We start from the raw sequence: 21,984 nt of genomic DNA on the forward strand, positions 1-21,984 counted from the left end.
GAGATCCATGCACGTGTAGCAGTTCTTAACAGATTTACGGAATTAGGTCGACCACTTACCCAAGTTACGCCTTAAATTTGGCTCAATTAGGGGCGCTTTGCATTTCAAATCTTTGTGCAACAAAGCCATGCTGAACATATATTTATGAATCCTTGGCCAAAATTTTCACGTCTATGACCAGTTACTAGTATCAATTTTTTATTATTATCCAAAAATTCAAATTGATCCTTATATTCCGCAACTAATTTTTCATCATTCATAATTTTATCATTAACTTGTAATAATGCATCAATAACTGTATTACCCGTAACGGTAATATGTAATGGGTCTATATTCTCTTTTATAAGATTATTATAAGATGATTGAGTAGGTGCAAAATGATAGTTAGCCAAAACACCTGTTAGTTTACGGTTCGCCTCTTCGGGCCAAGGTGAATATAAATCACCAGTCCTTAATCCTGCTTCAACATGACCAACTTTAATCTTATTGTAATAAGCAGCTAAAGAAGCAGCAAAGGTAGTGGCAGTATCGCCATGGACTAAAATTAGATCAGGCATCCATTTTATAAACACTTGCTCTAAACCCTTTAAAACCCCTGAAGTTACATCAGATAAGGTTTGTTGTGACTTCATCAAATTAAGGTCAAAATCTGGTTTTAAGGCAAATAAATTTAATACTTGATCTAACATCTGACGATGTTGCCCAGTTACACATACCTTCGTATCAAAGTTTACGTTTTGTTGTAACTGCAATACTAGAGGAGCCATTTTAATGGCTTCAGGTCTCGTTCCAAATACACATAAAATTTTCATAATAGGACAACAAGTTATGACAAAATAAAGTTAAGTTCTTTCAAAGCTAATTTCTCTGGATTAAATCTTTCAATTTGTTCAAAATTTTCCAAAGGCATTAAATTAAAATCATTAATTTCCTTATTTGAGAAAAAATCATTTGGGATAAAGTAAACATTAGAGAAACCATCTAACATTTCATGACATACTTTTAAATCTGAAACTATAGTTGGAATACCATAACTAGCCATTTCACACATCATTACACCTTGCGCATCGAGTCGTGTTGGCATTACAGCTCCTCTATAATTATCCAACAAATTAGGAATCTCACTTTGTGGTACAAACTTATCAATATGGCGTACATTCTTAGGAAGGTTATTATGTAAAAAATAATCTCCTTTACCATAAATATCAAAAGTAAAATTTGGATTTACTTTTGCCAAGGCAACTACCAAATCAACAGCATATTTTGAACCATTTAATGGTCTAATTGTAATAAAATCTGAGAATTCATTAGTTTTTTTATAGCTATAGTGTCGATTATAAAAAGAATAGTTTATAGGATTATAAACCACTGCTTCTTTTGAAAAATAGTTGATATTTAAGCACTTATGTGCCTGCTCTTTCATCCATTCGCTCACATAGATAAGAGAAACTTTGTTTACTTTTAAAAAGTATTTAATTGCTTTTAATTTAATATGATCATATAACCACCTTAATATTGGAGATTCATTATTTTTCTCCCATAAATAAGGTTCAGGATAATATTTATTTAAAAATAAAACTTCATGACCATGAAAGACAAATACAATTTTTTTAATTTTTGAATAGTTCCTTAATATTAAGAACAAATGATTTCTCAAGTTCGGTGCATGGGAAACTACTGCATCAAATTGATCAAAATCCACACTAACTTTAGGAGATATTACACTAACACCTTCATACTCATAGCTATTCTTTGTACTAAAGTTTAATACTGTTACTTTAATATTATTTTTTATATACTCTAAATTCCGACTATGAATAAATGCTAAGCTATAAACATTATTTGGACTCGGATAAGATTGAGCCAAAACTAGTATACTTTTCACAAAAAACTCCTTAAACAATTGAGCTAACCACTTGAAAATCTGCTAAAACTTTTTTCACTCGAGCAACCCAAGTCTCATTTTTACTAATTTTCTGCACATTTATCATCTTCTCTTGAATTTCAGAATATGTTACTCCTTTTAAAAAAAGTGTAAGTGCTTCAAGGTTATAATCAATAGCCCATCCAATATTGTTGTTATATACAATATCACCAACTAAAGTATTGCTACAACAAAGGATAGGTTTATTTCTACCTATATATTCATATAGTTTAAATGGAACAGCAAACTCCCAATAGTCTTTAGGCTCAACAAATAAGACACATATGTCTGCTTGCTCATACAATATATCGAGACCTTTTGAGTTTTCATGAACAATTTGGATATTTTTAGAGAACTCACCATATTCTTCTTTTACTTTGAGCCAATCATTTTCCCTTGTACAGACTGTGAGATGAATATTATCTATAAGGTTTAACACTTGAAATAAATGATGCAGTTTATATCCTTCACCAATACCGCCTACATATAAAAGCTTTAAGGGTGCAGATAAAAAGGTATTACATGAGTATGAATAAAAGTCATGAGCAGGAGGAAGAACATTAATCTTATCTTGATCAATAAAATTTATATACTTGGCCATCTGCCAAGATGGGAGATAAAAAATATCTATATATTCATTATATTTTTTTAAATCAAAATAATAAAAAAATAATGCAAGTTGCTTTTTATACCATGGAAGCCCTTTACCATAATGATCAAATTTCCAATGTATATCACGATAAAACAAACCTATTTTAATATTATTATTTTTTAAAAATTTAAAAAAATTAAAATCCAAAAAGGGGTTTAATGGTAAATGATGAGGATCTGTTAAGGCAGTAGGCATAGTGGAACTCTCAGAGTATACAAAACTATACTGATGTCCATTTTTTATTTTTCTTTTAATTTCATTTATTGCCAAGCGGCGTTCTCTTGAGTATCCAGTAACTAAGTCTACATTACATCCCAAATCACGAAAAGCTTGTAAAATTTTAATAGGCCGAATACCACTTGCAGATTTAGCATTTAAATCAAGCGGGAATGGGCAATGGAAAATAATATTTAAATTATTCATAGTTATCTATTAACTCTTAATTTTACAAAAAGAACTATACCGAATATAAGTACTATTGAAATAAATAATACTGGATTATAAAAAAAATCATTAAACCCCCCAGTAATAGGCAACTTACATGTTAGGTATGCGTACACACCCAAAACAACTGGGGTTTTTCTTGAATATATAATACTTGAATATAAAACTTGGATTAAAAAACCCACCCAAATTACAGATAAGATGACACCAATTAAACCAAAATTAGCCCAGGCTTCTGCTACAAAAAGCGTATTTACAACACCTGCAGTTCCATCAGATATACCTTGAGAATTCACACTAAGCATAATTTCTCTAGCCATACGTTCTCTTGACTCACCGAACAAATCTGTAAGTGAAGAAAAGCCTATATGATCATATACAATAGGATATAAATCAAAAGCTAAATATGTTCCAAATGCTTGGGAAATCGTTAGCCGACCAACAAGACCAGAGTTATAAGAATTAAATAACGAAATAACTGTATCTTGATAACCAGTCAAAATATAGAATATGACAAGTAATCCTAAAATAGCTATAAAATATTTTAGAAGCTTAATATAGTTTATATTATCTCCCAGTGAAATTTTTATAAAGAAGAATCCTAAAAGGTAAAATGCTAATGGGGATTTAGCATAATCAAAGGACACTATTGCTATACTAGATAAAAATAAAATCACAAAAAAAACAAGATCAATTTTTTCTTTGTATAAGCGATAATAACAATAAAATATATATGACAATATAGGAGTTAGTGCTAGGCCAAAAATATTTTTTAAATATACAATTCCACCAAACTCTCGTGTTACACTTTGTCTTAGACCACTAATATTCCCCCCAGATATATACCCTTGGAATGGATACATTCCCACACTAAAAAAGGAATAAAAAACAGATAAAACACAAACAATACTAAATAAATAAAATACTCTTCTTAAAGCAAGATCGTTTGTTGTTATACACGAAGATAACTTTTTGCTAATAAATGAATTCCACGCTCCCTTATTACTGACTCTTTTCTTAAAGAAAATTAAAGTAACCCACATAGATAATGGCAATGCAACCATACAATATTGAACAGCAAGCCACCCTTTAACTCTAGACTCTTCAAAATATATTTTTTGTACACCGTAGTGACCATCAATATTATAAACCACTAGTATAGAGGCAATAAAAGACTGAATAACAAGGGAATACCAAAAAACCCATGAGATCATATTCATTTTCTTAGGACTTAGTGATCCTGATGCTTTATAAAAAAAGTAAGCAGAAAAAAACAGGCATATTAAAGAAAAAATTAAATACATTATTTCTATTTCACCTTTTTATATTTCAAACAAGCCAAGATAACTACCATATAGACAGTATAAAATATAAATCCAGATAAAATATAATACTCAGAAATATATTTACTAAAATATAAAGCCAATATCAGCAAAATTATCACACGAATAAAAAAACCAAATATTTGCAAAATCAAAGCTATCTTTTGCTCTTCAATTATATGCAAAGACATGGAGACTGGTGACGATAACATCTGCATAAAATACCAAGGAATCATAGCAGATATATAATATCCAATATCTGCCCATTGTGTACCAAATATATAACCAAAAATATAAGGGCTAATTAATAATAATATTAAAAAAGGAAATATTACTAGTTTTAATATTTTTCTTAAAATACTTTTGGTATATTCAAATAATTCACCTTTCTGGTGATATGCAGGTGCATGTGACAAATACACCTGTGACATTGCAGAGCCTATAAGCCCCATAGGAATTCCTAAAACTTTCATAGCGAGCATGAGATAGCCAACTTCTGGTCCAATCAAAAAGCTTGCAATAATAATCAAAGGGAGTTGAATCGCACTCGTGTTAGCTAAAGCTTCAAATGTCGAATATTTAGGAAAATTGCTATATTTTGCAAATGTAGTTTTTAAGGGACTACTCTTAACAACAGCTAAATCCTTTTTGGCACTCACAGCTAACTTAAATAGCCCACCAGAGAAATTTAAAAGCTGCCCAATAATCAATCCACCAAACCCAACAGATAACATCCCACCTGCCAGACTTGCAGTATTTCCTGATATCGCTTGTGTTATTCTTGTTTTGGCAATATCTTTAAAGCGTTTATGTCGTGTTGCCCAATACTGTAGAGCAGAATAAAACCCCGATACAAATACACCAAGTGGTATTAACCAAATCCAATAAGATAGCTGATCAATTATTTTATAATGTTGGATATATGGATAACTTATAAAAAGTACTACATAAAGAATTATGCTAAAAATTGTATTACTCAAAAAAGACAAGAGCAATAAAGCTTTTCCATCATTTTCATTTTCTGGAATAGGGATGGCTATATCGAATCTTAAGCATGAAATTACAGCTAAAATAGCCACTATTGCTACATAAACACCTAAAACAGAATAGTCTTCTGGTGTATATAAACGCGTTAATATGGGTAAACACACAAAACCAATTAACTGAGCAAAAGCAGTACCTCCAGCCAAAACAGATACTGCTTTTAAAAAGCCCCCTTGCACATTTAACTTTGCATTAACTTTATCAAGAAGGCTTTTCACAACTTATTTACTCAAAAGTGCCGCAACAATCTTCTCTTGAGCCTCTACAGTCAAGTAAGGATGCATTGGCAAACTCATTACACGTTCAGCAATTGCATCACCAACAGGTAGGTTTACATTCGCATTGGCTACTGCTGGCTGCTTATTTAACGGAATTGGGTAATGTACCGCTGTTGGTATACCCTGCTCTTTCAACTTTAGTTGTACATCATCACGACTTTCAACTTGAATGGTATATTGCGCCCATGCACTCTGATTATGTGCCTCAATATATGGTGTAGTATTAACACCCGCTTCATTAAACAGTTTGGTATAGGTTTCTGCTACACGCTGACGCGCTTGCATTTCTTCATCCAAAATTTCAAGTTTTGGCAAAAGAATGGCAGCTTGTAATGTATCCAAACGACTATTCATACCTACACGAATGTGATGATAACGACGGTCTTGACCATGTCGTGCAATTTGGCGAATCACTTTTGCCAGTTCATCATCATTGGTAAAAATCGCACCACCGTCCCCATAGCAACCTAAAGGCTTACTTGGGAAAAAGCTGGTACAAGCAACTGTAGTCAAGTTACAACTTTTACGACCTTTATAGGTTGCACCAAAGCTTTGCGCTGCATCTTCAATAACAGGAATATTATATTTCGCTGCAATTGCATTGATTGCATCAAAATCAGCGCATTGACCGTACAAGCTTACTGGAATAATTGCTTTCGTACGCGGGGTTATCGCTGCCTCTAATTGTTCAACATCCAAATTATATGTTTTTGGATTAACATCGACATAGACAGGCGTCGCACCCAATATTGCAACTGTTTCAGCTGTTGCGATATAGGTAAATCCGGGCGTAATCACTTCATCACCCGGACCGATACCAAACGCCATTTGTGCAATTTGCAAGGCATCTGTACCATTTGCACATGTAATACAGTATTTTGCACCTACATAAGCAGCAAGTTTTTCTTCTAACTCTTTTACCTCAGGACCTAAAATGTATTGACCATGGGTTAATACATTTTGAATACCCGCTTCAATCTTATCTTTTAAACGAGCTTGCTGAGCTTTTAAATCAATAAATTCAATCATGCTGCCGCCTGCTCTTTGGTCACAATCTTACCATTTAAGCGATAAATTGCCCCTGTGTGTTCACACGCCACTTGGGCTTCACCTTCTAAAGGTAAATCTAACTGCTCACCAAATTCACTCATCCAGCCAATTTGTTTTGCTGGAACACCTACCATCAATGCATATGCCGGTACGTCTTTATTAATTACCGCACCTGCACCAACAAATGAATATTCACCAATCGTCACACCACAAACAATCGTACAGTTCGCACCCAGTGTTGCGCCTTTTTTAACCAAGGTATTACGATATTGGTCTTTACGTTCAATTAAAGAGCGTGGGTTATACACATTGGTGAAAACCATGCTTGGTCCGCAAAATACACCTTCTTCCAAGGTCACGTTATCGTATACCGACACGTTATTTTGAACTTTACAATGGTCGCCAATAACGACTTTATTGCCAACGAATACGTTTTGTCCTAAAGATACGCCTTGACCGATTTTGGCACCGCCACATACGTGAACAAAATGCCAAACTCGCGAATCGCTTCCTATTTGCGCACCTTCATCAACAATCGCTGTTTCATGTTGATAAAAATTCATAATCATTCCCTGATTTATTTTACTTTAGCTAATAATGGATGTGGATTCGCAGGGTTTTCCACAATAGGAGCAACACGAATGACTTCTACTGTTTCAATTGCCGCTCGGTTTTCTTCCACACCGTAGCCTTTGCCTTCCAAAATACGTTGATAACTCTGCGTATGTAAATCTGTAAAACCGCCTGAAAATTCTAATTCTTCATTTTCAATCGTAATACTACGGTAAGTTAGCTTTTCACCTTTTACAGCATTTGACGGCAAGTTATTTGCATCGATAGACAAGAACCAACGAACACGAGCACGTTCATATTCTAAATAGCCTGATGCAGTTTTTTCATCACGAAAATGTACTTCATTTTTAACGATATCACCAAAAATGAAATGCAGCATGTCATAGAAATGCACACCAATATTGGTTGCTACGCCGCCAGATTTTTTATCTACACCTTTCCACGATTTTAAATACCATTTACCACGTGAAGTCAGATAAGTTAAATCGACATCAAATACTTTATCTGCAGGCGCAGCTTGTACTTTATCGCGTAAAGCAATAATTGAAGGATGTAAGCGTAATTGAAGAATTGAGTTTACTTTTGCACCATACTGTTTTTCATATTCAGCTAACATATTTAAGTCTTCTGAATTTAAAACCAATGGCTTCTCACAAATCACCTCAATACCATTTTTTAGGGCATATTTCATATGAGGTGCATGTAAATAGTTTGGTGAACAAATCGCTACATAATCTAATTTTTGGCCTTTCAGCTTCTGATCTTCAACATAGGCTTCAAACTGTTCAAACTCAGTAAAAAATTCTGCCTCTGGGAAATGACTATCCATAATCCCAACAGAATCGTTTACATCCATAGCAACGGCTAAATCGTTACCTGTTTCTTTAATCGCTTTTAAGTGACGTGGAGCGATATAACCAGCAGCACCGATAAGGGCAAATTTTTTCATTTATAAAACTTCTTAATTTTCAGATTAGAGACGGAATACAGTAAAACCTTGAGCAGTTAATTGATCGCGATCGAACAAACTTTTCACATCTGCAATGACAGGTTTTTCGGATTTCACCAAATTACGTAATTCTAAAGCCGACATATCACGGAATTCATTATGACCTACAGCAACAACCAAACTATCAACTTGGTGTTCAGCATCAACCTGACCTAATTCAACACCATATTCATGCTGGACTTCTGCTGCATCTGCCCAAGGATCACAAACCACAACGTTTACGCCCCACTGTTTAAATTCAGCAATGACATCCGCAATTTTACTGTTACGAATATCAGGGCAATTTTCTTTAAATGTCACACCCAAGATACCGACAGTTGCAGTGGTAACATCAATTCCATTTTTAACCATATGTTTAATGGTAGATTGAGCAACATATTGCGCCATGTTGTCATTAATACGGCGGCCCGCCAAAATTACTTGTGGGTTATATCCCACTTCTTCGGCCTTATGTGTCAAATAATACGGGTCAACGCCAATACAGTGACCACCCACCAAACCTGGACGGAAAGGTAAGAAGTTCCATTTACTACCAGCAGCCTCTAATACATCTATAGTATCTATATTTAGACGATCAAAAATCACTGACAACTCATTTACTAGCGCAATGTTTAAATCACGCTGCGTATTTTCAATCACTTTAGCTGCCTCTGCGACTTTAATACTTGCAGCTTTATGAGTGCCTGCTGTGATAATACTGCTATATACAGCGTCAACTAAATTTGCGATCTCAGGTGTGCTACCACTGGTAATTTTTTTGATCTTGGTGAGTGTATTTATTTTATCACCTGGATTAATACGTTCTGGACTATAGCCTGCGTAAAAATCTTGGTTAAATTTTAACCCTGATATTTTTTCAATAACCGGAATACAAACTTCTTCTGTTGCGCCTGGATAAACCGTCGACTCGTAAACAACAACATCGCCCTTAGATATTACTTTGCCTATCGTTTCACTTGCTTTACGCAACGGAGTTAGATCTGGTCGGTTTACACCATCAATCGGGGTTGGCACAGTCACAATAAAGAAGTTACATTTTTTTAAATCGTCCAAATCAGCTGAAAATTGTAAATATTCTGCTTTTTTTAATTCTTCAGGCGAAACTTCTAAAGTGTGATCTTGACCACTTCTTAATTCATCGATTCTTTTTTGATGGATATCAAAACCAACAACTGGGCTTTTTTTACCAAATTCAACAGCTAAAGGTAAACCTACATAGCCCAACCCAATTACTGCTATTTTTAGTTCCGAGAGTTGCAACATTCCAGAGCCTTATAATTTATGATTTAATCATGTGAAAAACGCCTCATAATATAGCAGAAATAGCCCTTATATTTTTCGGGAATTATTATTTTTCGTAATCAAAAAATATAACTGCAAAATTCAACGTTTATTTTTTATCCAATATATTAATATTTGATTTTTAACACCAATTACTTAAATGAATTTATTATGTATTCATTAACAAATATGTGTTTTATTTCACACAATAATCATTACACTGTAGCAACACATTTTGACAGCAAATCCTAGGATGTTTACTTTACATAGTATAAAATGCTGCGTTATATATTTTAAAAATCAGGCGATTGCCTTTTTTACAATTCAATTATTTTTATAAGTAGGATTTCGAGTGAGTTACTATCGTTATAGCTTCTTGTTAGCACTCAGTTTAGGTATGACGGGTTGTGCAATCACATCAGGTCTTCAAACATATGATTTACCAAAAGAAGGTGTTTTCCAAACAGATCTAGGTTCAACTGTAAATGTCATCAAATTATCACAAGACAATTTAGCAGCCGTTCAACCCGCACAGATTAATCAACAAAATTTTGCTCACCTTTTCAATCAACAACAACAACAATATCGATTAAATTCTGGTGATATTTTATCCATTTATTTATGGGCATATCCGGAAATAACGCCACCTACAAATACCATTAGTAATGAAGAGGCGATAAAATCAAACGGTTACCAAATCGACCAAAATGGTTATATTCAATTCCCTATTATTGGCCGATATAAAGCTGCCGGAAAATCCCTAACAAAAGTCAATCAGGAGTTACGTAGCCAACTTGCCCGCTATTTAAAAACTCCAGATGTGATTGTTCGCGTTCTTTCCTACCAAGGCCAGCGTTATTCTGTCCAAGGTAATGTAATGAAAGGTGGTCAATTTAATCTCACCGACCAACCTACCAGCGTATATACTGCACTTGGTCTTGCTGGCGGTGTGAATACTCAATTTGGCGATAATACGTCTATTACCTTGGTACGCCAAGGACAAACTTACAACTTAAATAGCATTCAGTTAGAAAAGGCTGGCTATTCACTACATAATCTACTCATACAGCCTAACGATACAATTTATGTCAATTCACGCGAAAATCAGAAAATTTATGTAATGGGTGAATCTGGTAAAAATCAATCCCTACCAATGCGTGATCAAGGAATGAGTTTAAGTGATGTCTTGGGCGAAAGTCTTGGGGTAAACTCGCTTTCTGCAAGTCGAGGTAAAATCTACGTAGTACGTAGTGATATGAATAGTCCGATGACCGAAATTTATCATTTGGATTTAACCAGTATTGGTGACTTTGGACTCGCAAACCAGTTCAGAATGCGTAGCAACGATATTGTATATGTTGATGCATCTGGCTTGGCACGTTGGCAGCGCGTGATCAATCAGGTGATTCCTTTCTCAAATATGATCTATAACATCGACAGAATGGGTCAATAATGTTATTTAAAAATATTCTGGTGGTGTGTGTAGGTAATATTTGCCGAAGTCCTATGGCAGAATATCTTCTGAAAAAGAATCATCCCGATCTGAATATTTATTCAGCGGGAATCTCAGGCATGGTTGGACATCCAGCAGATGAAAAAGCTCAATACTGTATGCAAAAAATTGGCATCGATATGAGTGGACACATTGCGCAAAAATTAAATGCTGAACTGATCAAGAAATCAGATTTAATTTTAGTCATGAGTTCAAATCAACAAAAGCATATTGAACAAACATGGCCATTTGCAAAAGGAAAGACTTTTCGTTTAGGCCATTGGCAAGGTAAAAATGTGCCTGACCCATATCAGCACGATCAAGCTTTTTTTGACCAGACCTCAGAACTGATCCAATCTTGCGTTGCAGATTGGACTAAACAAATTTAACTTTTGATGTACGATTATGAGCCAAAATACCAATACAGAAGATACAATTGATTTAAAGGAATTATTTTTCTCTCTGATTGCACAGTGGAAGTTAATTGCTCTATGTGTAATTTTAAGTCTTGTTTGTGCTTTACTTTATCTTAGAACCACTCCCGACACTTATGCAGTCAATGCTTTAGTACAGGTCGAAGAGAATAAAGGGGCTTCTGCTGCCTTATTAGGTGATCTCTCTAATATGATTGATCAAAAACAACCAGCGCAAGCAGAAATTGAGATTCTTAAATCACGTTTAGTTCTAGGCACCGTGATTCAAAACTTACATCTAGATTTAAAAATTTCGGGTACTGAAAACTCTTTCACTGATCGCTTATTTTCACCGCATGAATATGCCACCGAATATAAAAATAAATCAGTGATTTTCAAAGATAATGAGAAAAGTTTTGAAATACGCCAATTTGATATTCCTGCACAATATCGTGACAAGAACCTTGGTCTCCAATTTCAAGATAATAAATTTTCTTTAATTGACCTCCAGACTGAACAAACAATTTTAACAGCACCATTGAACCAAAAAAGCTCTTTGCGTACAGCAGAAGGTCTTTGGGAAATCTCAATTTATAGTAAAGATCAATTCAAAGATGACTATTTAATTCAAAAACAGTCTTTACCTGCTGCAGTTGACAGTATTTTGGCAAATTATTCTGTTGCTGAAAAAGGTAAAATGACGGGCGTGCTTGGCCTTAACTATCAAGGCCAAGATAAAGAACATATTACAAAAGTTTTAAATGCCATTTTAGCAGCCTACAGCCATCAAAATATTGAAAGACGTTCGGCTGAAAGTGCACAAACATTAAAATTCCTAGACGAACAACTCCCTGAATTAAAACAACAGCTTGATGTCGCAGAACGTGAATTTAACAAATTCCGTCAAGAGTTTAATACTGTCGATGTCACTAAAGAATCTGAACTCTATTTAACTCAAAGTGTCACTCTTGAAACTCAAAAAGCTGAATTAGAGCAAAAAGTTGCTGAAGCTTCTGCGAAGTACACCAGTGAGCATCCAGTGATGCAACAAATGAATGCTCAATTGGGTGCAATCAATAGCAAAATTGGTGAACTGAATACCACCTTAAAAAAATTACCAGACTTACAACGTCGTTATTTACAGCTCTATCGTGAAGTTGAAGTCAAGCAGCAACTGTACACTGCTCTACTTAACTCTTATCAACAATTACGTATTGCCAAAGCTGGTGAAATTGGCAATGTCCGTATTGTCGATACTGCTGTAGAGCCAATTGAACCAATTGCACCAAAAAAACTACAAATCTTGATACTTTCAATTTTTCTCGGTGGTTTCCTCGGTACATTACTTGCACTACTACGTAACATGCTACGCTCAGGAATCAAAGATTCTTCAGAAATTGAGAACACCCTTGATCTTCCTGTTTATGCCACTGTGCCACGTTCGCCTGTTCAAGAAAGCCGTATTAAACTCTTGAAGAAGAAGAAAACAATTCCAGTTCTTGCAGTTAAAAATAGCGATGATATTGCAATTGAAAGCCTGCGCAGTATGCGTACTGCCATTCACTTTGCACTAACCTCTGCAAAAAACAACCTGATCATGATTTCGGGGCCTGCACCAGAAGTTGGTAAATCGTTTATTTCAACCAACTTAGCTACGATTCTTGCACAAAGTAATAAACGCGTTTTAATTATTGATGCTGATTTACGTCGTGGTTATTTAAACAAATACTTCAATCATGATAACCAACCAGGCCTTTCTGAGTATTTAAATGGTCAGCGTGATCTAGACAGCATCATTAAAACCACTGAAATTCCAAATTTAAGTGTGATTACTCGCGGTAAGAGCCCTTCTAATCCATCTGAGCTTTTAAGTTCTGGTAAATTTAAAGAATTCTTAGATCTAATTTCACCGATGTTCGATCATGTGATCATTGATACACCTCCAGTACTTGCGGTGACAGACGGTATCATTATTTCGCAATTTGCTGGCGTGAATCTGGTGATTGCTCGTTATGCGAAAACTCAGTTAAAAGAGTTAGAGTTAACCGTGAACCGCTTTGAACAAGTGGGTGTGAAGGTCAATGGTATTATTCTAAACGACATTCAACGTAGCTCAGCAGGCTATGGTTATGGCTATAACTATTCTTATGGTTATAAAGCTTCAAAAGACCTAGACTGATTCAGCGCGTTGTAAAAAAGCCACCGAATACGGTGGCTTTTTTTATTTGCGAAATTTATGTTGCATGCCTCTTTCTGTATAAAAAATGTTTTATATATTCATACCGTTATAGTATAAAAATAGGAACATGACTATGATGATCTTTCCTGCACCTTACCTGATCATAGAGATAGGTAAGCGCTGAACAGGAAAAGTCTGCTAGAATTTCAGCAACTTTTTACATATAAAATAATTGTGGGAAAATATATGAGTAAGGCCCTACCTATCGCTGTCGCTGTATTACTCGGCGGTGCCGCACTTGTTCCTGTTTACTATGCAACTAAAACACCTGCTACGCAATCAGCAACATCAACTCAACCAGCTGCAAACGCTTCGGCTGTCGCTAAAATCAGCTATGCTCTAGGTTATGAAGTTGCCCATCAAACACCTCCAGAATTAGATATTGATAGCTTTGTCACTGGCGTTCGTGCAGGCCATGCTCGTGCAAAACCTGCATATACTGAAGAAGAATTACAAAAAGCATATGCTGAGTTCCAGCAAGAAATGCAAAACAAACAACTTGAAAGCAATAAGCAAGCACAAAGTAGCAGCGATAATTTCTTAACTAAAAACAAAAGCAAAGCGGGGGTTAAAACCACTGCTTCTGGTTTACAGTACCTAACAACGAAAGAAGGTACAGGTAAACAACCGCAAGCCACATCAGTTGTTAAAGTTCACTACACAGGTAAGTTAGTAGATGGCACGGTATTTGATAGTTCAGTACAGCGCGGCGAGCCAATTGAATTCCCGTTGAACCAAGTGATTCCAGGTTGGACTGAAGGTCTACAGTTAATGAAAGAAGGTGGCAAAGCCACTTTGTATATTCCTTCAAACCTAGGTTATGGTGCTCAAGGTGTTCCGGGAACGATTCCACCGAACAGTACTTTAATTTTTGATGTAGAACTCATTGAAGTTAAATAATAAAACCGGTACAGGAGAGCTTTTCGCTCTCCTGCTTTATTTTGAGACTCGGTCATGAAATTACAGATCAGTATGTTGTGTTTGGCACTCTGCTCAAGCACTGTATTTGCCAAAGATGTCAGTAATAAAAGTAGTGCTGCAGAACAAGTCGGTTATAGTTTTGGTTACTTAATGGGACGCAGTAATGCAGAATCTATTAAGGACTTAGATATTGATGCATTTGTTGCAGGTTTAAAAGCCGCATCTAAAGGTCAAGCTTCGTCACTAACAAATGAAGAAATGACCCGCGCCTTAACTCAATATAAAAAGCAAACCGAAGCGAAACAACTGATTGAACTGAAACAAAAAGCGGATGCGAATGCCACCATTGGTGCAGCTTTCCTTGCTGAAAATGCCAAAAAACCGGGCATTCAGGTCACGAAATCTGGCCTGCAGTATCAAGTCATTCAAGCTGGCAAAGGTAAGTCACCTAAAGCCAATTCAACAGTGAAAGTTCACTATGAAGGTCGCTTAATTGATGGCACTGTTTTTGATAGTTCAATTGCACGCAACCAACCTGCGATGTTCCAAGTGAGCCAAGTCATTCAGGGTTGGACGGACGGTCTACAGTTGATGAAAGAAGGTGCAAAATATCGCTTCTTCATTCCTGCCAATTTGGGCTATGGTCAAATTGGTTCAGCAGATGTCATTGAGCCAAACAGCACACTGATTTTTGATGTAGAGCTCATTGAAGTTCTCCCGAAATAATAATACTCCCTTCAGGAGCATCGACAAATCTCGGTGCTCCTCAATATTTCATCGTTCCATTATTTTCTTTTACAATTTTTTTGATTGATTTGACTTAAAATTCACATTGATATCTTATATTTATTTCACAAAAACTCATTTCCCTTTATTTTAAATCTTCATCAACTGCGTAGCCGCACATAAGGATTTGACCATGACCGTTAAAATTAAGACTCGCGAAATTCAATATACAGCAGCGGATGGAACTCAACTTTTTGGCTATTTTGCTGCTCCAGAGTCAGACACTGCGATCGCAGGTGTGTTAGTTGCACCTGAATGGTGGGGACGCAATGAATATACCGAACAACGTGCACGTGAATTGGCAGAACAAGGCTATGCTGCTTTCGCTTTGGATATGTATGGTGATAAAAAAGTCACCACAGATGCCAAGCAAGCTTATGAATGGATGATGCAGACTTTTGATCATGCCAACACCGTTGTGACCCGTGCGTCTGCTGCATTAAACACTTTGGCACAGCAAAAAGAAGTAAATGCAGATAAACTCGCAGCTATAGGCTTTTGCTATGGCGGAAAAGTCGTGCTGGATTTAGCTCGTTCAGGTGCTGCATTAAAAGCTGTGGTGACCTTCCATGCAACACTTGCTACAGCGACTCCTGCACAAACAGGACAAGTTCAAGCAGAGATTTTAGTGCAACATGGTGAGCTCGACTCGATGGTGAGCTTAGAAGATGTTGCGACCTTTAGAAATGAAATGGATGCTGCCCAAGTGAAGTATCAAATCAATATTTTTGAAGGTGCAAAACATGGCTTTAGCAACCCGATGGCGGATGAACGCGCCAAAGCCAACGGCGTAGATTTGGCTTATAACGCTACTGCAGAACAACAAAGCTTAGCGGCCATGTATGCCTTGTTAGCACGCCAGCTTGGTTCTTAAAGCGCTAAGAACCAATACCAATATTTAATTTATAAAAATGAGGAGAGCACAATGACAGATCTCAATTGTCCATATTGCAATTTTGACGAATATGACGTTATTGCAAAAAATGATTTTGGAGTTGTACTTCCTGAACCACACACACTGTCTAAAGGACATGCTGTCATTGTCCCGCTACGTCACGTTGGTTCTTTTTTTGAAATTACTGATAAAGAACGTAAAAGTTTAATGTCCTTACTTGAACAAGCACGTAATGAATTAAATTTACGTTATCAACCTACTGGCTTTCATATTGGGTTTAATGATGGACAAGTTTTTGGCAAAGCTACTGAACATGTGCACATTCACATTATTCCACGTTATGAAAACCAAACGTTGGCGCTTGATTCCCGCTGGGGCTTTAAAAGCTAAAATTTAAAAATTGACCCTCACTAAGGGAGCTTCGGCTCCTTTTTTGATAGCTGCTATTTTGGCATTTCCCCTGATATACAGATTTCGTTTTGAACAAAAAGAATACCTATAGAAAGATGTATACTAGGCAGGTTTTTTCAATTTTGACTGTATTGCATGTTTAACTTTTCTGATGCCCTTCTCGACTGGTTTGATGTCCATGGTCGTCATGACTTACCGTGGCAAGTGAAGGATGACCCTTACAAAGTATGGGTTTCAGAAATTATGCTGCAACAAACCCAAGTCAAAACTGTCCTACAATATTTTGATCGATTTATTCAACGATTTCCGACTGTTGAAGATTTAGGCCATGCCTCTTGGGATGATGTGGCGCCCTATTGGGCTGGCTTAGGCTACTATGCACGGGCTCGGAACTTACACAAAGCCGCGGGTATTGTTGCACGTCAGGGACATTTTCCAAGCAATCTTGAGCAATGGATGGAACTACCCGGCATCGGCCCGTCTACCGCAGGTGCGCTGATGTCTTTGGGTTTAAGACAATATGGCGTGATTATGGACGGCAACGTCAAGCGAGTATTGTCTCGATTCTTTGCTATAGAAGATGATTTATCGAAACCTGTACATGAACGGGCCATGTGGCAACTGGCGACAGAGCTCTGTCCCACTGAACGCAACCACGATTATACCCAAGCGATTATGGATCTTGGTGCAACCATTTGCACACCGAAAAAGCCGCTCTGTTTATATTGTCCTATGCAGCAGCACTGCAAAGCACATGCTCAAGGTTTAGAGACTGAATTACCTTATAAAAAGCCTAAAAAGCCTGTTCCAGTGAGAGAGGCCCAAGTCATGCTGATTCAATCTGCAGGAGAATGGTTGTGGATACAACGTCCGAATAGCGGTCTATGGGGTGGTCTGTGGTGTTTACCTATTTTTGATCACCCCCATGAGTTTCAATCCTACACTCAGCAGCTTGGACTGAAACCTACCACCACTCAAGTGCAGATATCACATAGCTTTACCCACTTCACTTGGCTTTTAGAGGCTACTGTATTTACTGTTGCCGCCGAGCAAAAAGAGCATTTAGCCATTGAATGCAACGGACAGTGGTTTAGCCCGATACAAGCCACTGCACTCGGTATTCCAACCGCCATGAAAAAACTCATTTCTACGCTAGAACTCGAAAGCCATTCTATGCCATAGTTTTGAACTGCTCATCAATTGAATAGGGACAAATGTGACTCAAGAGTTTTTGCTTCGCAGAGGGTTGTTCGGCGGTATTGGTTTTATGTTGCTTTTACTCAGCGCCTGTACGTCAACTCCCCCCAAACCATCTGGTAGTACATTGCCTGCACATGAAGTGAAAAAATTACAAAACATGCGTTTACCCAATCAATTGCCTGTTCCTGTTCATCAAGTCAAACGAAGTGCGCTCAAGGATACTTGGGGCGCAGCGCGTAGCCAAGGGCGGAGCCACGAAGGCATTGATATTATTGTTCCACGTGGAACAAAAGTCCTCAGTGCTACAGAAGGTTTAGTTGCTGACTTACGTAATAACAATTTGGGTGGTAAAGTGATATGGATTATGGGACCCGCAGGTTCTTGGCATTATTATGCGCATCTTGATGGTCATAAACGTGGCTTAAATGTCGGCGACTATGTCAAAAAAGGTGATGTCATTGGCTATGTAGGTAATACTGGCAATGCTCGACATACTGCACCACATTTGCATTACGGCATTTACTTGGGTGGTAAAGGTCGCAATGCCGTTAACCCCTATCCGTATTTACGTTAATTTTAGGAAATATACATGTCAGAAGCGTTGATCAATCGTCTGGTGGAATTTGCAGAATCTGGTAATCAACAAAAAATCAGCCTCAATGGACAGTCTTATCAGGGCTGGATCATGGAGATCACTGAAGAAGCATTACTCATCAGCACCGGCTACGCAGACAAATCTGGTAAAGATGTATGGATTCAATTTGCCGATCTCGATCAAGCGGAACTGTTGTATTGGGACAATAAAAACGACCAATGGACTGTCTTTAAAATTTAAGTCAAAAGGAGCATTCAACATGACGATACAACGCTGTGCTTGGTGCTCCGAAGATCCTTTATATATTGCCTACCACGACACTGAGTGGGCTAAACCTAGTTTTGATGAGCAGCATCTCTTTGAAATGCTATGTCTTGAAGGACAACAAGCGGGGCTGTCTTGGATCACTGTGCTGAAAAAGCGGGCCTGCTATCAGCAGCATTTTTTTCAATATCCCATTGCCGAAATTGCAGCATTGAGTGACCTACAATTACAAGAAAAATTACAAGATTCAGGTTTGATTCGTCATATCGGCAAACTCACTGCCATTCGAGATAATGCCAAAGCTTGGCAACAGTTAAAAGCCCAAGGGATTCATCCTGTGGAATTACTTTGGAGTTTTGTCGAAGGTCACATTGCCAACAACGATGTTGTTGAATATCGCAGCGCCCCTGCACAAACCGCTCAAAGTCAGGCCATGTCCAAAGCATTAAAAAAGCATGGTTTTAAATTTGTCGGCCCAACGACTTGCTATGCCCTGATGCAAGCCATCGGCATGGTCAATGATCATGAAAATCACTGTGACTTTAAATACACGCACGAAGAATGACCTCAAAAACAGAAAGGATAGAATAATGAGTGACAATACAATCCACGCCTATGCAGCAATGAACAGTGGTGAAGCCCTTGTTCCCTACCAATTTGATGCAGGTGAATTACAAGCCCATCAGGTTGAAGTCAAAGTCGAGTATTGCGGTCTTTGTCACTCAGATATTTCTATTATCCAAAATGATTGGAAATCTTCGGTATATCCTGTAGTCCCTGGGCATGAAGTGATTGGAACCATTACCCAACTCGGCAGCGAAGCAAAAGGACTCAAAGTCGGACAGCGTGTAGGCATTGGCTGGACAGCAGAAAGTTGTCAACACTGTGACTCGTGTATCGATGGTCGCCAAGTGCAATGTACTGGAACCAAGACAGCGACAATCGTCGGTCATGCAGGTGGCTTTGCCGACAAAGTCCGTGCTGGCTGGCAATGGGTTATTCCGCTTCCAGATGATCTTGATCCAACCAGTGCTGGTCCTCTACTCTGCGGTGGGATTACGGTATTTGATCCCATTTTACAGCATCAAATTCAGGCCATTCACCATGTTGCCGTAATCGGCATTGGTGGTTTAGGTCATATGGCGATTAAACTGCTCAAAGCTTGGGGCTGTGAAATTACTGCGTTCAGTTCAAACTTAGATAAAACCGATGAACTTAAAGCTATGGGTGCTGACCATGTGGTGAATAGTCGTGATCTTGCTGCAATTAAAGCACAGCGTGGGAAGTTCAATTTGATTTTAAGCACGGTCAATGTAACGTTGGATTGGCAAGCCTATCTTTCGACTTTGGCACCGAATGGAAGCGTTCACATGCTCGGCCTAGCACTTGAGCCAATGCAAATTCCCGCAGGTATGCTGATCAGTGGTGCTAAATCTGTCACAGGCTCATCAACAGGTTCTCCTGCGGCACTGCGTGAATTACTTCGATTCGCCGCACGTCAAAATATTGCACCACAAATTGAAATGTATCCAATGTCTCAGGTGAATGAAGCGATTGAACGTTTGCATTCAGGAAACGTGCGTTATCGAATTGTGCTGAAAGCTGATTTTTAACGGCAAAAATCTAAGCCAAAAAAGCCTGCTGCATGCAGGCTTTTTTGTACCCTTTATGCACTCATCAAAAGTAGACGGTATTTCAGTTTATGCATTCCTTACGCACCCAATCTGCAAGCAATAAAATGGCCTGCTGAATTTCTGTCGACAACTCATGCCCTGCATTTAGGCGAATACAATTGTTATAACGATTGTCCTCACCAAAAATTAAACCTGGCACAATATTGATGCCATGTTTTTGCGCATGGTAATACAGCGCCAAACTGTCTATTTGTTCTGGCATCTGCAACCACAGTGCATAACTGCCTTGAGGCCGATTTAGACGGATATCAACCCCTTGAAAAGCATCGTAAATATACTGACGATACTGCTCGACTTGCAACATTAATTTAGGACGCAATTCAGCAAGATGTTGGCGATACGCACGACTAAAAATCAAATCGGCAAGTCCTAACTGCAAAGGCGTATTCACCGAATCATTTTGCAAAAGTAATTTGGGACGCAAATGTTGCAAATGTGGTGGAAGACAAAACCACCCCACCCGATAAGAAGGCGATAAAGATTTTGAAATCGACCCACAATAGATCACATAGCCCGCCCGATCCCAATATTTGATAGGCAATGGTCGCTTTGCATTGAAACTACACTCAACATAAATATCATCTTCAATCACATAACATTGATATTTTTCAGCCAGTTGTGCAATTCGTTCCTTATCTTCATTACTTAAACAAAAACCCAAAGGATTTTGAAAATTTGCAGTCAATAAGCAAACTTTCGCGCCTGAATCCCGCATTGCCTGCTCTAAACGATCTAAATCAAAACCTTCAGTATTGGCAGGAATTTCAACAATTTTCCGCTTCAATAAAGCCAATAATTGCAATTGCCCGTTATAGTTCGGCGTCGGGACAATGACACTCTCCCCTTCCGCACTCAGATTTTGCAACATCACTGACAAAGCCGGCATACAACCATTGCTGATGTAAATATCATCCTTAGGCATGTAAAAACCATCTTCAGCCCAATGTGCCGACAACGCTTCACGCAATTGTGGATGACCTTGCCGATTGTTATATAAAAAATCTTCTGGTTTACAATGCTTTAATGCCCTTTGGATTGAACGTCTGATTGCTTCAACAGGAACAAAATTGGGGGACAACTGAATTGAACCCAAATGAATCAGGCGACTATTTGCAGATGCTTCATGGATCTGAATTTGCAATTCTAAATTCGAAATTTCACGAGGTCGGGAATCAAAATCAGGATGATTCGGCACGGCAATTTGCTGGGCTTTCTGTGAGGATTGTACAAAATAACCAGACTTTTCTTTGACATAAATGAGGCCTTTGGCTTCAAGTAATTCATAGCAGCGTTTCGCGGTATTTAAACTGATCTGATGCTGCTGTGAAAATTGACGTAGCGCATAAAGACGCTGCCCTGCGGCCAATTCACCACTATAAATTTTCTGTGCCAACTGCTGCGCAAGCTGCTGATATTGAAAAGCCATCTGTACCCTTTTTTTAATCATTCTTGTATCTGTACCCATTAAGTTAACAGATTTAAGCTGATGGCATCAGG

The 21,984-nt window shown here is 37.7% G+C and carries 21 protein-coding genes and 1 pseudogene; 12 read left to right on the forward strand and 10 right to left on the reverse strand.

Features of this window, described 5'->3' with window-relative positions; translation table 11 throughout:
• Positions 1 to 128: 128 nt before the first annotated feature.
• From wecB to tviB, 9 genes and pseudogenes are all read right to left on the reverse strand, one after another.
• Positions 129 to 815 (reverse strand): annotated as a pseudogene (gene wecB, locus FTU80_RS15045) (non-hydrolyzing UDP-N-acetylglucosamine 2-epimerase); the annotation flags it as partial.
• Positions 816 to 826: 11 nt separating this feature from the next.
• Positions 827 to 1,885 (reverse strand): glycosyltransferase family 4 protein, encoded by a 1,059-nt coding sequence (locus tag FTU80_RS15050; RefSeq protein WP_180085923.1) that lies wholly within the window; start codon positions 1,883 to 1,885, stop codon positions 827 to 829.
• Between the two features lie 10 nt (positions 1,886 to 1,895).
• Entirely contained in the window at positions 1,896 to 2,999 is a 1,104-nt protein-coding gene (locus FTU80_RS15055) for a hypothetical protein (RefSeq protein ID WP_180085925.1), read from the reverse strand.
• Positions 3,000 to 3,001: 2 nt separating this feature from the next.
• On the reverse strand, positions 3,002 to 4,234 hold the full coding sequence (locus FTU80_RS15060; RefSeq protein WP_180085927.1) for an O-antigen polymerase: 1,233 nt from the start codon (positions 4,232 to 4,234) through the stop codon (positions 3,002 to 3,004).
• Between the two features lie 95 nt (positions 4,235 to 4,329).
• Positions 4,330 to 5,604, reverse strand: a complete 1,275-nt coding sequence (locus tag FTU80_RS15065) for an oligosaccharide flippase family protein (protein ID WP_180085929.1) — start codon at positions 5,602 to 5,604, stop codon at positions 4,330 to 4,332.
• A 3-nt stretch (positions 5,605 to 5,607) separates the two neighbouring features.
• Positions 5,608 to 6,693: a DegT/DnrJ/EryC1/StrS aminotransferase family protein gene (locus tag FTU80_RS15070; protein ID WP_180085931.1), complete on the reverse strand. Its 1,086-nt coding sequence runs from the start codon at positions 6,691 to 6,693 to the stop codon at positions 5,608 to 5,610.
• Positions 6,690 to 7,277, reverse strand: coding sequence for a UDP-2-acetamido-3-amino-2,3-dideoxy-D-glucuronate N-acetyltransferase (gene wbpD / locus FTU80_RS15075; RefSeq protein ID WP_180085933.1), 588 nt, complete (start codon positions 7,275 to 7,277; stop codon positions 6,690 to 6,692). The genes FTU80_RS15070 and wbpD overlap by 4 nt, the downstream gene beginning before the upstream one ends.
• 14 nt (positions 7,278 to 7,291) lie before the next feature.
• Complete coding sequence (locus tag FTU80_RS15080; RefSeq protein WP_078194090.1) at positions 7,292 to 8,236, reverse strand: Gfo/Idh/MocA family protein; 945 nt, start codon at positions 8,234 to 8,236, stop codon at positions 7,292 to 7,294.
• A gap of 24 nt (positions 8,237 to 8,260) precedes the next feature.
• Complete coding sequence (gene tviB / locus FTU80_RS15085; RefSeq protein ID WP_078194117.1) at positions 8,261 to 9,556, reverse strand: Vi polysaccharide biosynthesis UDP-N-acetylglucosamine C-6 dehydrogenase TviB; 1,296 nt, start codon at positions 9,554 to 9,556, stop codon at positions 8,261 to 8,263.
• 418 nt (positions 9,557 to 9,974) lie between these two features.
• Between tviB and FTU80_RS15090 the strand changes: the two genes are divergently transcribed.
• From FTU80_RS15090 to FTU80_RS15145, 12 genes are all read left to right on the forward strand, one after another.
• A complete protein-coding gene (locus tag FTU80_RS15090; RefSeq protein WP_180022948.1) occupies positions 9,975 to 11,030 on the forward strand; it encodes a polysaccharide biosynthesis/export family protein in 1,056 nt (351 codons plus the stop codon).
• Positions 11,030 to 11,458, forward strand: coding sequence for a low molecular weight protein-tyrosine-phosphatase (locus tag FTU80_RS15095; protein WP_180024801.1), 429 nt, complete (start codon positions 11,030 to 11,032; stop codon positions 11,456 to 11,458). Before FTU80_RS15090 ends, FTU80_RS15095 begins: the two co-directional genes overlap by 1 nt.
• A 16-nt stretch (positions 11,459 to 11,474) precedes the next feature.
• Positions 11,475 to 13,661 (forward strand): polysaccharide biosynthesis tyrosine autokinase, encoded by a 2,187-nt coding sequence (locus tag FTU80_RS15100; RefSeq protein ID WP_180085935.1) that lies wholly within the window; start codon positions 11,475 to 11,477, stop codon positions 13,659 to 13,661.
• A gap of 246 nt (positions 13,662 to 13,907) precedes the next feature.
• Entirely contained in the window at positions 13,908 to 14,621 is a 714-nt protein-coding gene (locus tag FTU80_RS15105; RefSeq protein WP_180085937.1) for an FKBP-type peptidyl-prolyl cis-trans isomerase, read from the forward strand.
• Between the two features lie 54 nt (positions 14,622 to 14,675).
• On the forward strand, positions 14,676 to 15,368 hold the full coding sequence (locus tag FTU80_RS15110; protein WP_180085939.1) for an FKBP-type peptidyl-prolyl cis-trans isomerase: 693 nt from the start codon (positions 14,676 to 14,678) through the stop codon (positions 15,366 to 15,368).
• A gap of 193 nt (positions 15,369 to 15,561) precedes the next feature.
• Positions 15,562 to 16,302: a dienelactone hydrolase family protein gene (locus FTU80_RS15115; protein WP_180085941.1), complete on the forward strand. Its 741-nt coding sequence runs from the start codon at positions 15,562 to 15,564 to the stop codon at positions 16,300 to 16,302.
• A gap of 51 nt (positions 16,303 to 16,353) precedes the next feature.
• Positions 16,354 to 16,713, forward strand: a complete 360-nt coding sequence (locus FTU80_RS15120) for an HIT family protein (RefSeq protein WP_180085943.1) — start codon at positions 16,354 to 16,356, stop codon at positions 16,711 to 16,713.
• A 156-nt stretch (positions 16,714 to 16,869) separates the two neighbouring features.
• Positions 16,870 to 17,916, forward strand: coding sequence for an A/G-specific adenine glycosylase (mutY, locus tag FTU80_RS15125; RefSeq protein ID WP_180085945.1), 1,047 nt, complete (start codon positions 16,870 to 16,872; stop codon positions 17,914 to 17,916).
• Positions 17,917 to 18,001: 85 nt separating this feature from the next.
• A complete protein-coding gene (locus FTU80_RS15130; protein WP_180085982.1) occupies positions 18,002 to 18,508 on the forward strand; it encodes a M23 family metallopeptidase in 507 nt (168 codons plus the stop codon).
• Positions 18,509 to 18,523: 15 nt separating this feature from the next.
• Entirely contained in the window at positions 18,524 to 18,769 is a 246-nt protein-coding gene (locus FTU80_RS15135) for a hypothetical protein (RefSeq protein WP_078191630.1), read from the forward strand.
• Between the two features lie 19 nt (positions 18,770 to 18,788).
• Positions 18,789 to 19,358, forward strand: coding sequence for a DNA-3-methyladenine glycosylase I (locus FTU80_RS15140; RefSeq protein WP_180085947.1), 570 nt, complete (start codon positions 18,789 to 18,791; stop codon positions 19,356 to 19,358).
• 25 nt (positions 19,359 to 19,383) lie between these two features.
• Positions 19,384 to 20,406 (forward strand): NAD(P)-dependent alcohol dehydrogenase, encoded by a 1,023-nt coding sequence (locus FTU80_RS15145; protein WP_180024808.1) that lies wholly within the window; start codon positions 19,384 to 19,386, stop codon positions 20,404 to 20,406.
• An 82-nt stretch (positions 20,407 to 20,488) separates the two neighbouring features.
• On the opposite strand, the gene FTU80_RS15150 is transcribed toward FTU80_RS15145, so the two are convergent.
• Complete coding sequence (locus tag FTU80_RS15150; protein WP_180085949.1) at positions 20,489 to 21,913, reverse strand: PLP-dependent aminotransferase family protein; 1,425 nt, start codon at positions 21,911 to 21,913, stop codon at positions 20,489 to 20,491.
• Between the last annotated feature and the right edge of the window lie 71 nt (positions 21,914 to 21,984).

The sequence above is a fragment of the Acinetobacter sp. YH12145 genome (assembly GCF_013418335.1).
In the GTDB taxonomy this organism is placed as follows: domain Bacteria; phylum Pseudomonadota; class Gammaproteobacteria; order Pseudomonadales; family Moraxellaceae; genus Acinetobacter; species Acinetobacter amyesii.

What these genes read in the sequence shown, in the direction of transcription:
- FTU80_RS15150 (WP_180085949.1), bottom strand. Translation starts at nt 21,913, where the DNA reads ATGGCTTTTCAATATCAGCAGCTTGCGCAGCAGTTGGCACAGAAAATT.
- FTU80_RS15130 (WP_180085982.1), top strand. Translation starts at nt 18,002, where the DNA reads ATGTTGCTTTTACTCAGCGCCTGTACGTCAACTCCCCCCAAACCATCT.
- mutY (WP_180085945.1), top strand. Translation starts at nt 16,870, where the DNA reads ATGTTTAACTTTTCTGATGCCCTTCTCGACTGGTTTGATGTCCATGGT.
- FTU80_RS15060 (WP_180085927.1), bottom strand. Translation starts at nt 4,234, where the DNA reads ATGATCTCATGGGTTTTTTGGTATTCCCTTGTTATTCAGTCTTTTATT.
- FTU80_RS15135 (WP_078191630.1), top strand. Translation starts at nt 18,524, where the DNA reads ATGTCAGAAGCGTTGATCAATCGTCTGGTGGAATTTGCAGAATCTGGT.
- FTU80_RS15140 (WP_180085947.1), top strand. Translation starts at nt 18,789, where the DNA reads ATGACGATACAACGCTGTGCTTGGTGCTCCGAAGATCCTTTATATATT.
- FTU80_RS15110 (WP_180085939.1), top strand. Translation starts at nt 14,676, where the DNA reads ATGAAATTACAGATCAGTATGTTGTGTTTGGCACTCTGCTCAAGCACT.
- FTU80_RS15100 (WP_180085935.1), top strand. Translation starts at nt 11,475, where the DNA reads ATGAGCCAAAATACCAATACAGAAGATACAATTGATTTAAAGGAATTA.
- FTU80_RS15115 (WP_180085941.1), top strand. Translation starts at nt 15,562, where the DNA reads ATGACCGTTAAAATTAAGACTCGCGAAATTCAATATACAGCAGCGGAT.
- FTU80_RS15145 (WP_180024808.1), top strand. Translation starts at nt 19,384, where the DNA reads ATGAGTGACAATACAATCCACGCCTATGCAGCAATGAACAGTGGTGAA.
- FTU80_RS15080 (WP_078194090.1), bottom strand. Translation starts at nt 8,236, where the DNA reads ATGAAAAAATTTGCCCTTATCGGTGCTGCTGGTTATATCGCTCCACGT.
- FTU80_RS15095 (WP_180024801.1), top strand. Translation starts at nt 11,030, where the DNA reads ATGTTATTTAAAAATATTCTGGTGGTGTGTGTAGGTAATATTTGCCGA.
- FTU80_RS15105 (WP_180085937.1), top strand. Translation starts at nt 13,908, where the DNA reads ATGAGTAAGGCCCTACCTATCGCTGTCGCTGTATTACTCGGCGGTGCC.
- FTU80_RS15070 (WP_180085931.1), bottom strand. Translation starts at nt 6,693, where the DNA reads ATGATTGAATTTATTGATTTAAAAGCTCAGCAAGCTCGTTTAAAAGAT.
- FTU80_RS15120 (WP_180085943.1), top strand. Translation starts at nt 16,354, where the DNA reads ATGACAGATCTCAATTGTCCATATTGCAATTTTGACGAATATGACGTT.
- FTU80_RS15090 (WP_180022948.1), top strand. Translation starts at nt 9,975, where the DNA reads ATGACGGGTTGTGCAATCACATCAGGTCTTCAAACATATGATTTACCA.
- wbpD (WP_180085933.1), bottom strand. Translation starts at nt 7,277, where the DNA reads ATGAATTTTTATCAACATGAAACAGCGATTGTTGATGAAGGTGCGCAA.
- FTU80_RS15055 (WP_180085925.1), bottom strand. Translation starts at nt 2,999, where the DNA reads ATGAATAATTTAAATATTATTTTCCATTGCCCATTCCCGCTTGATTTA.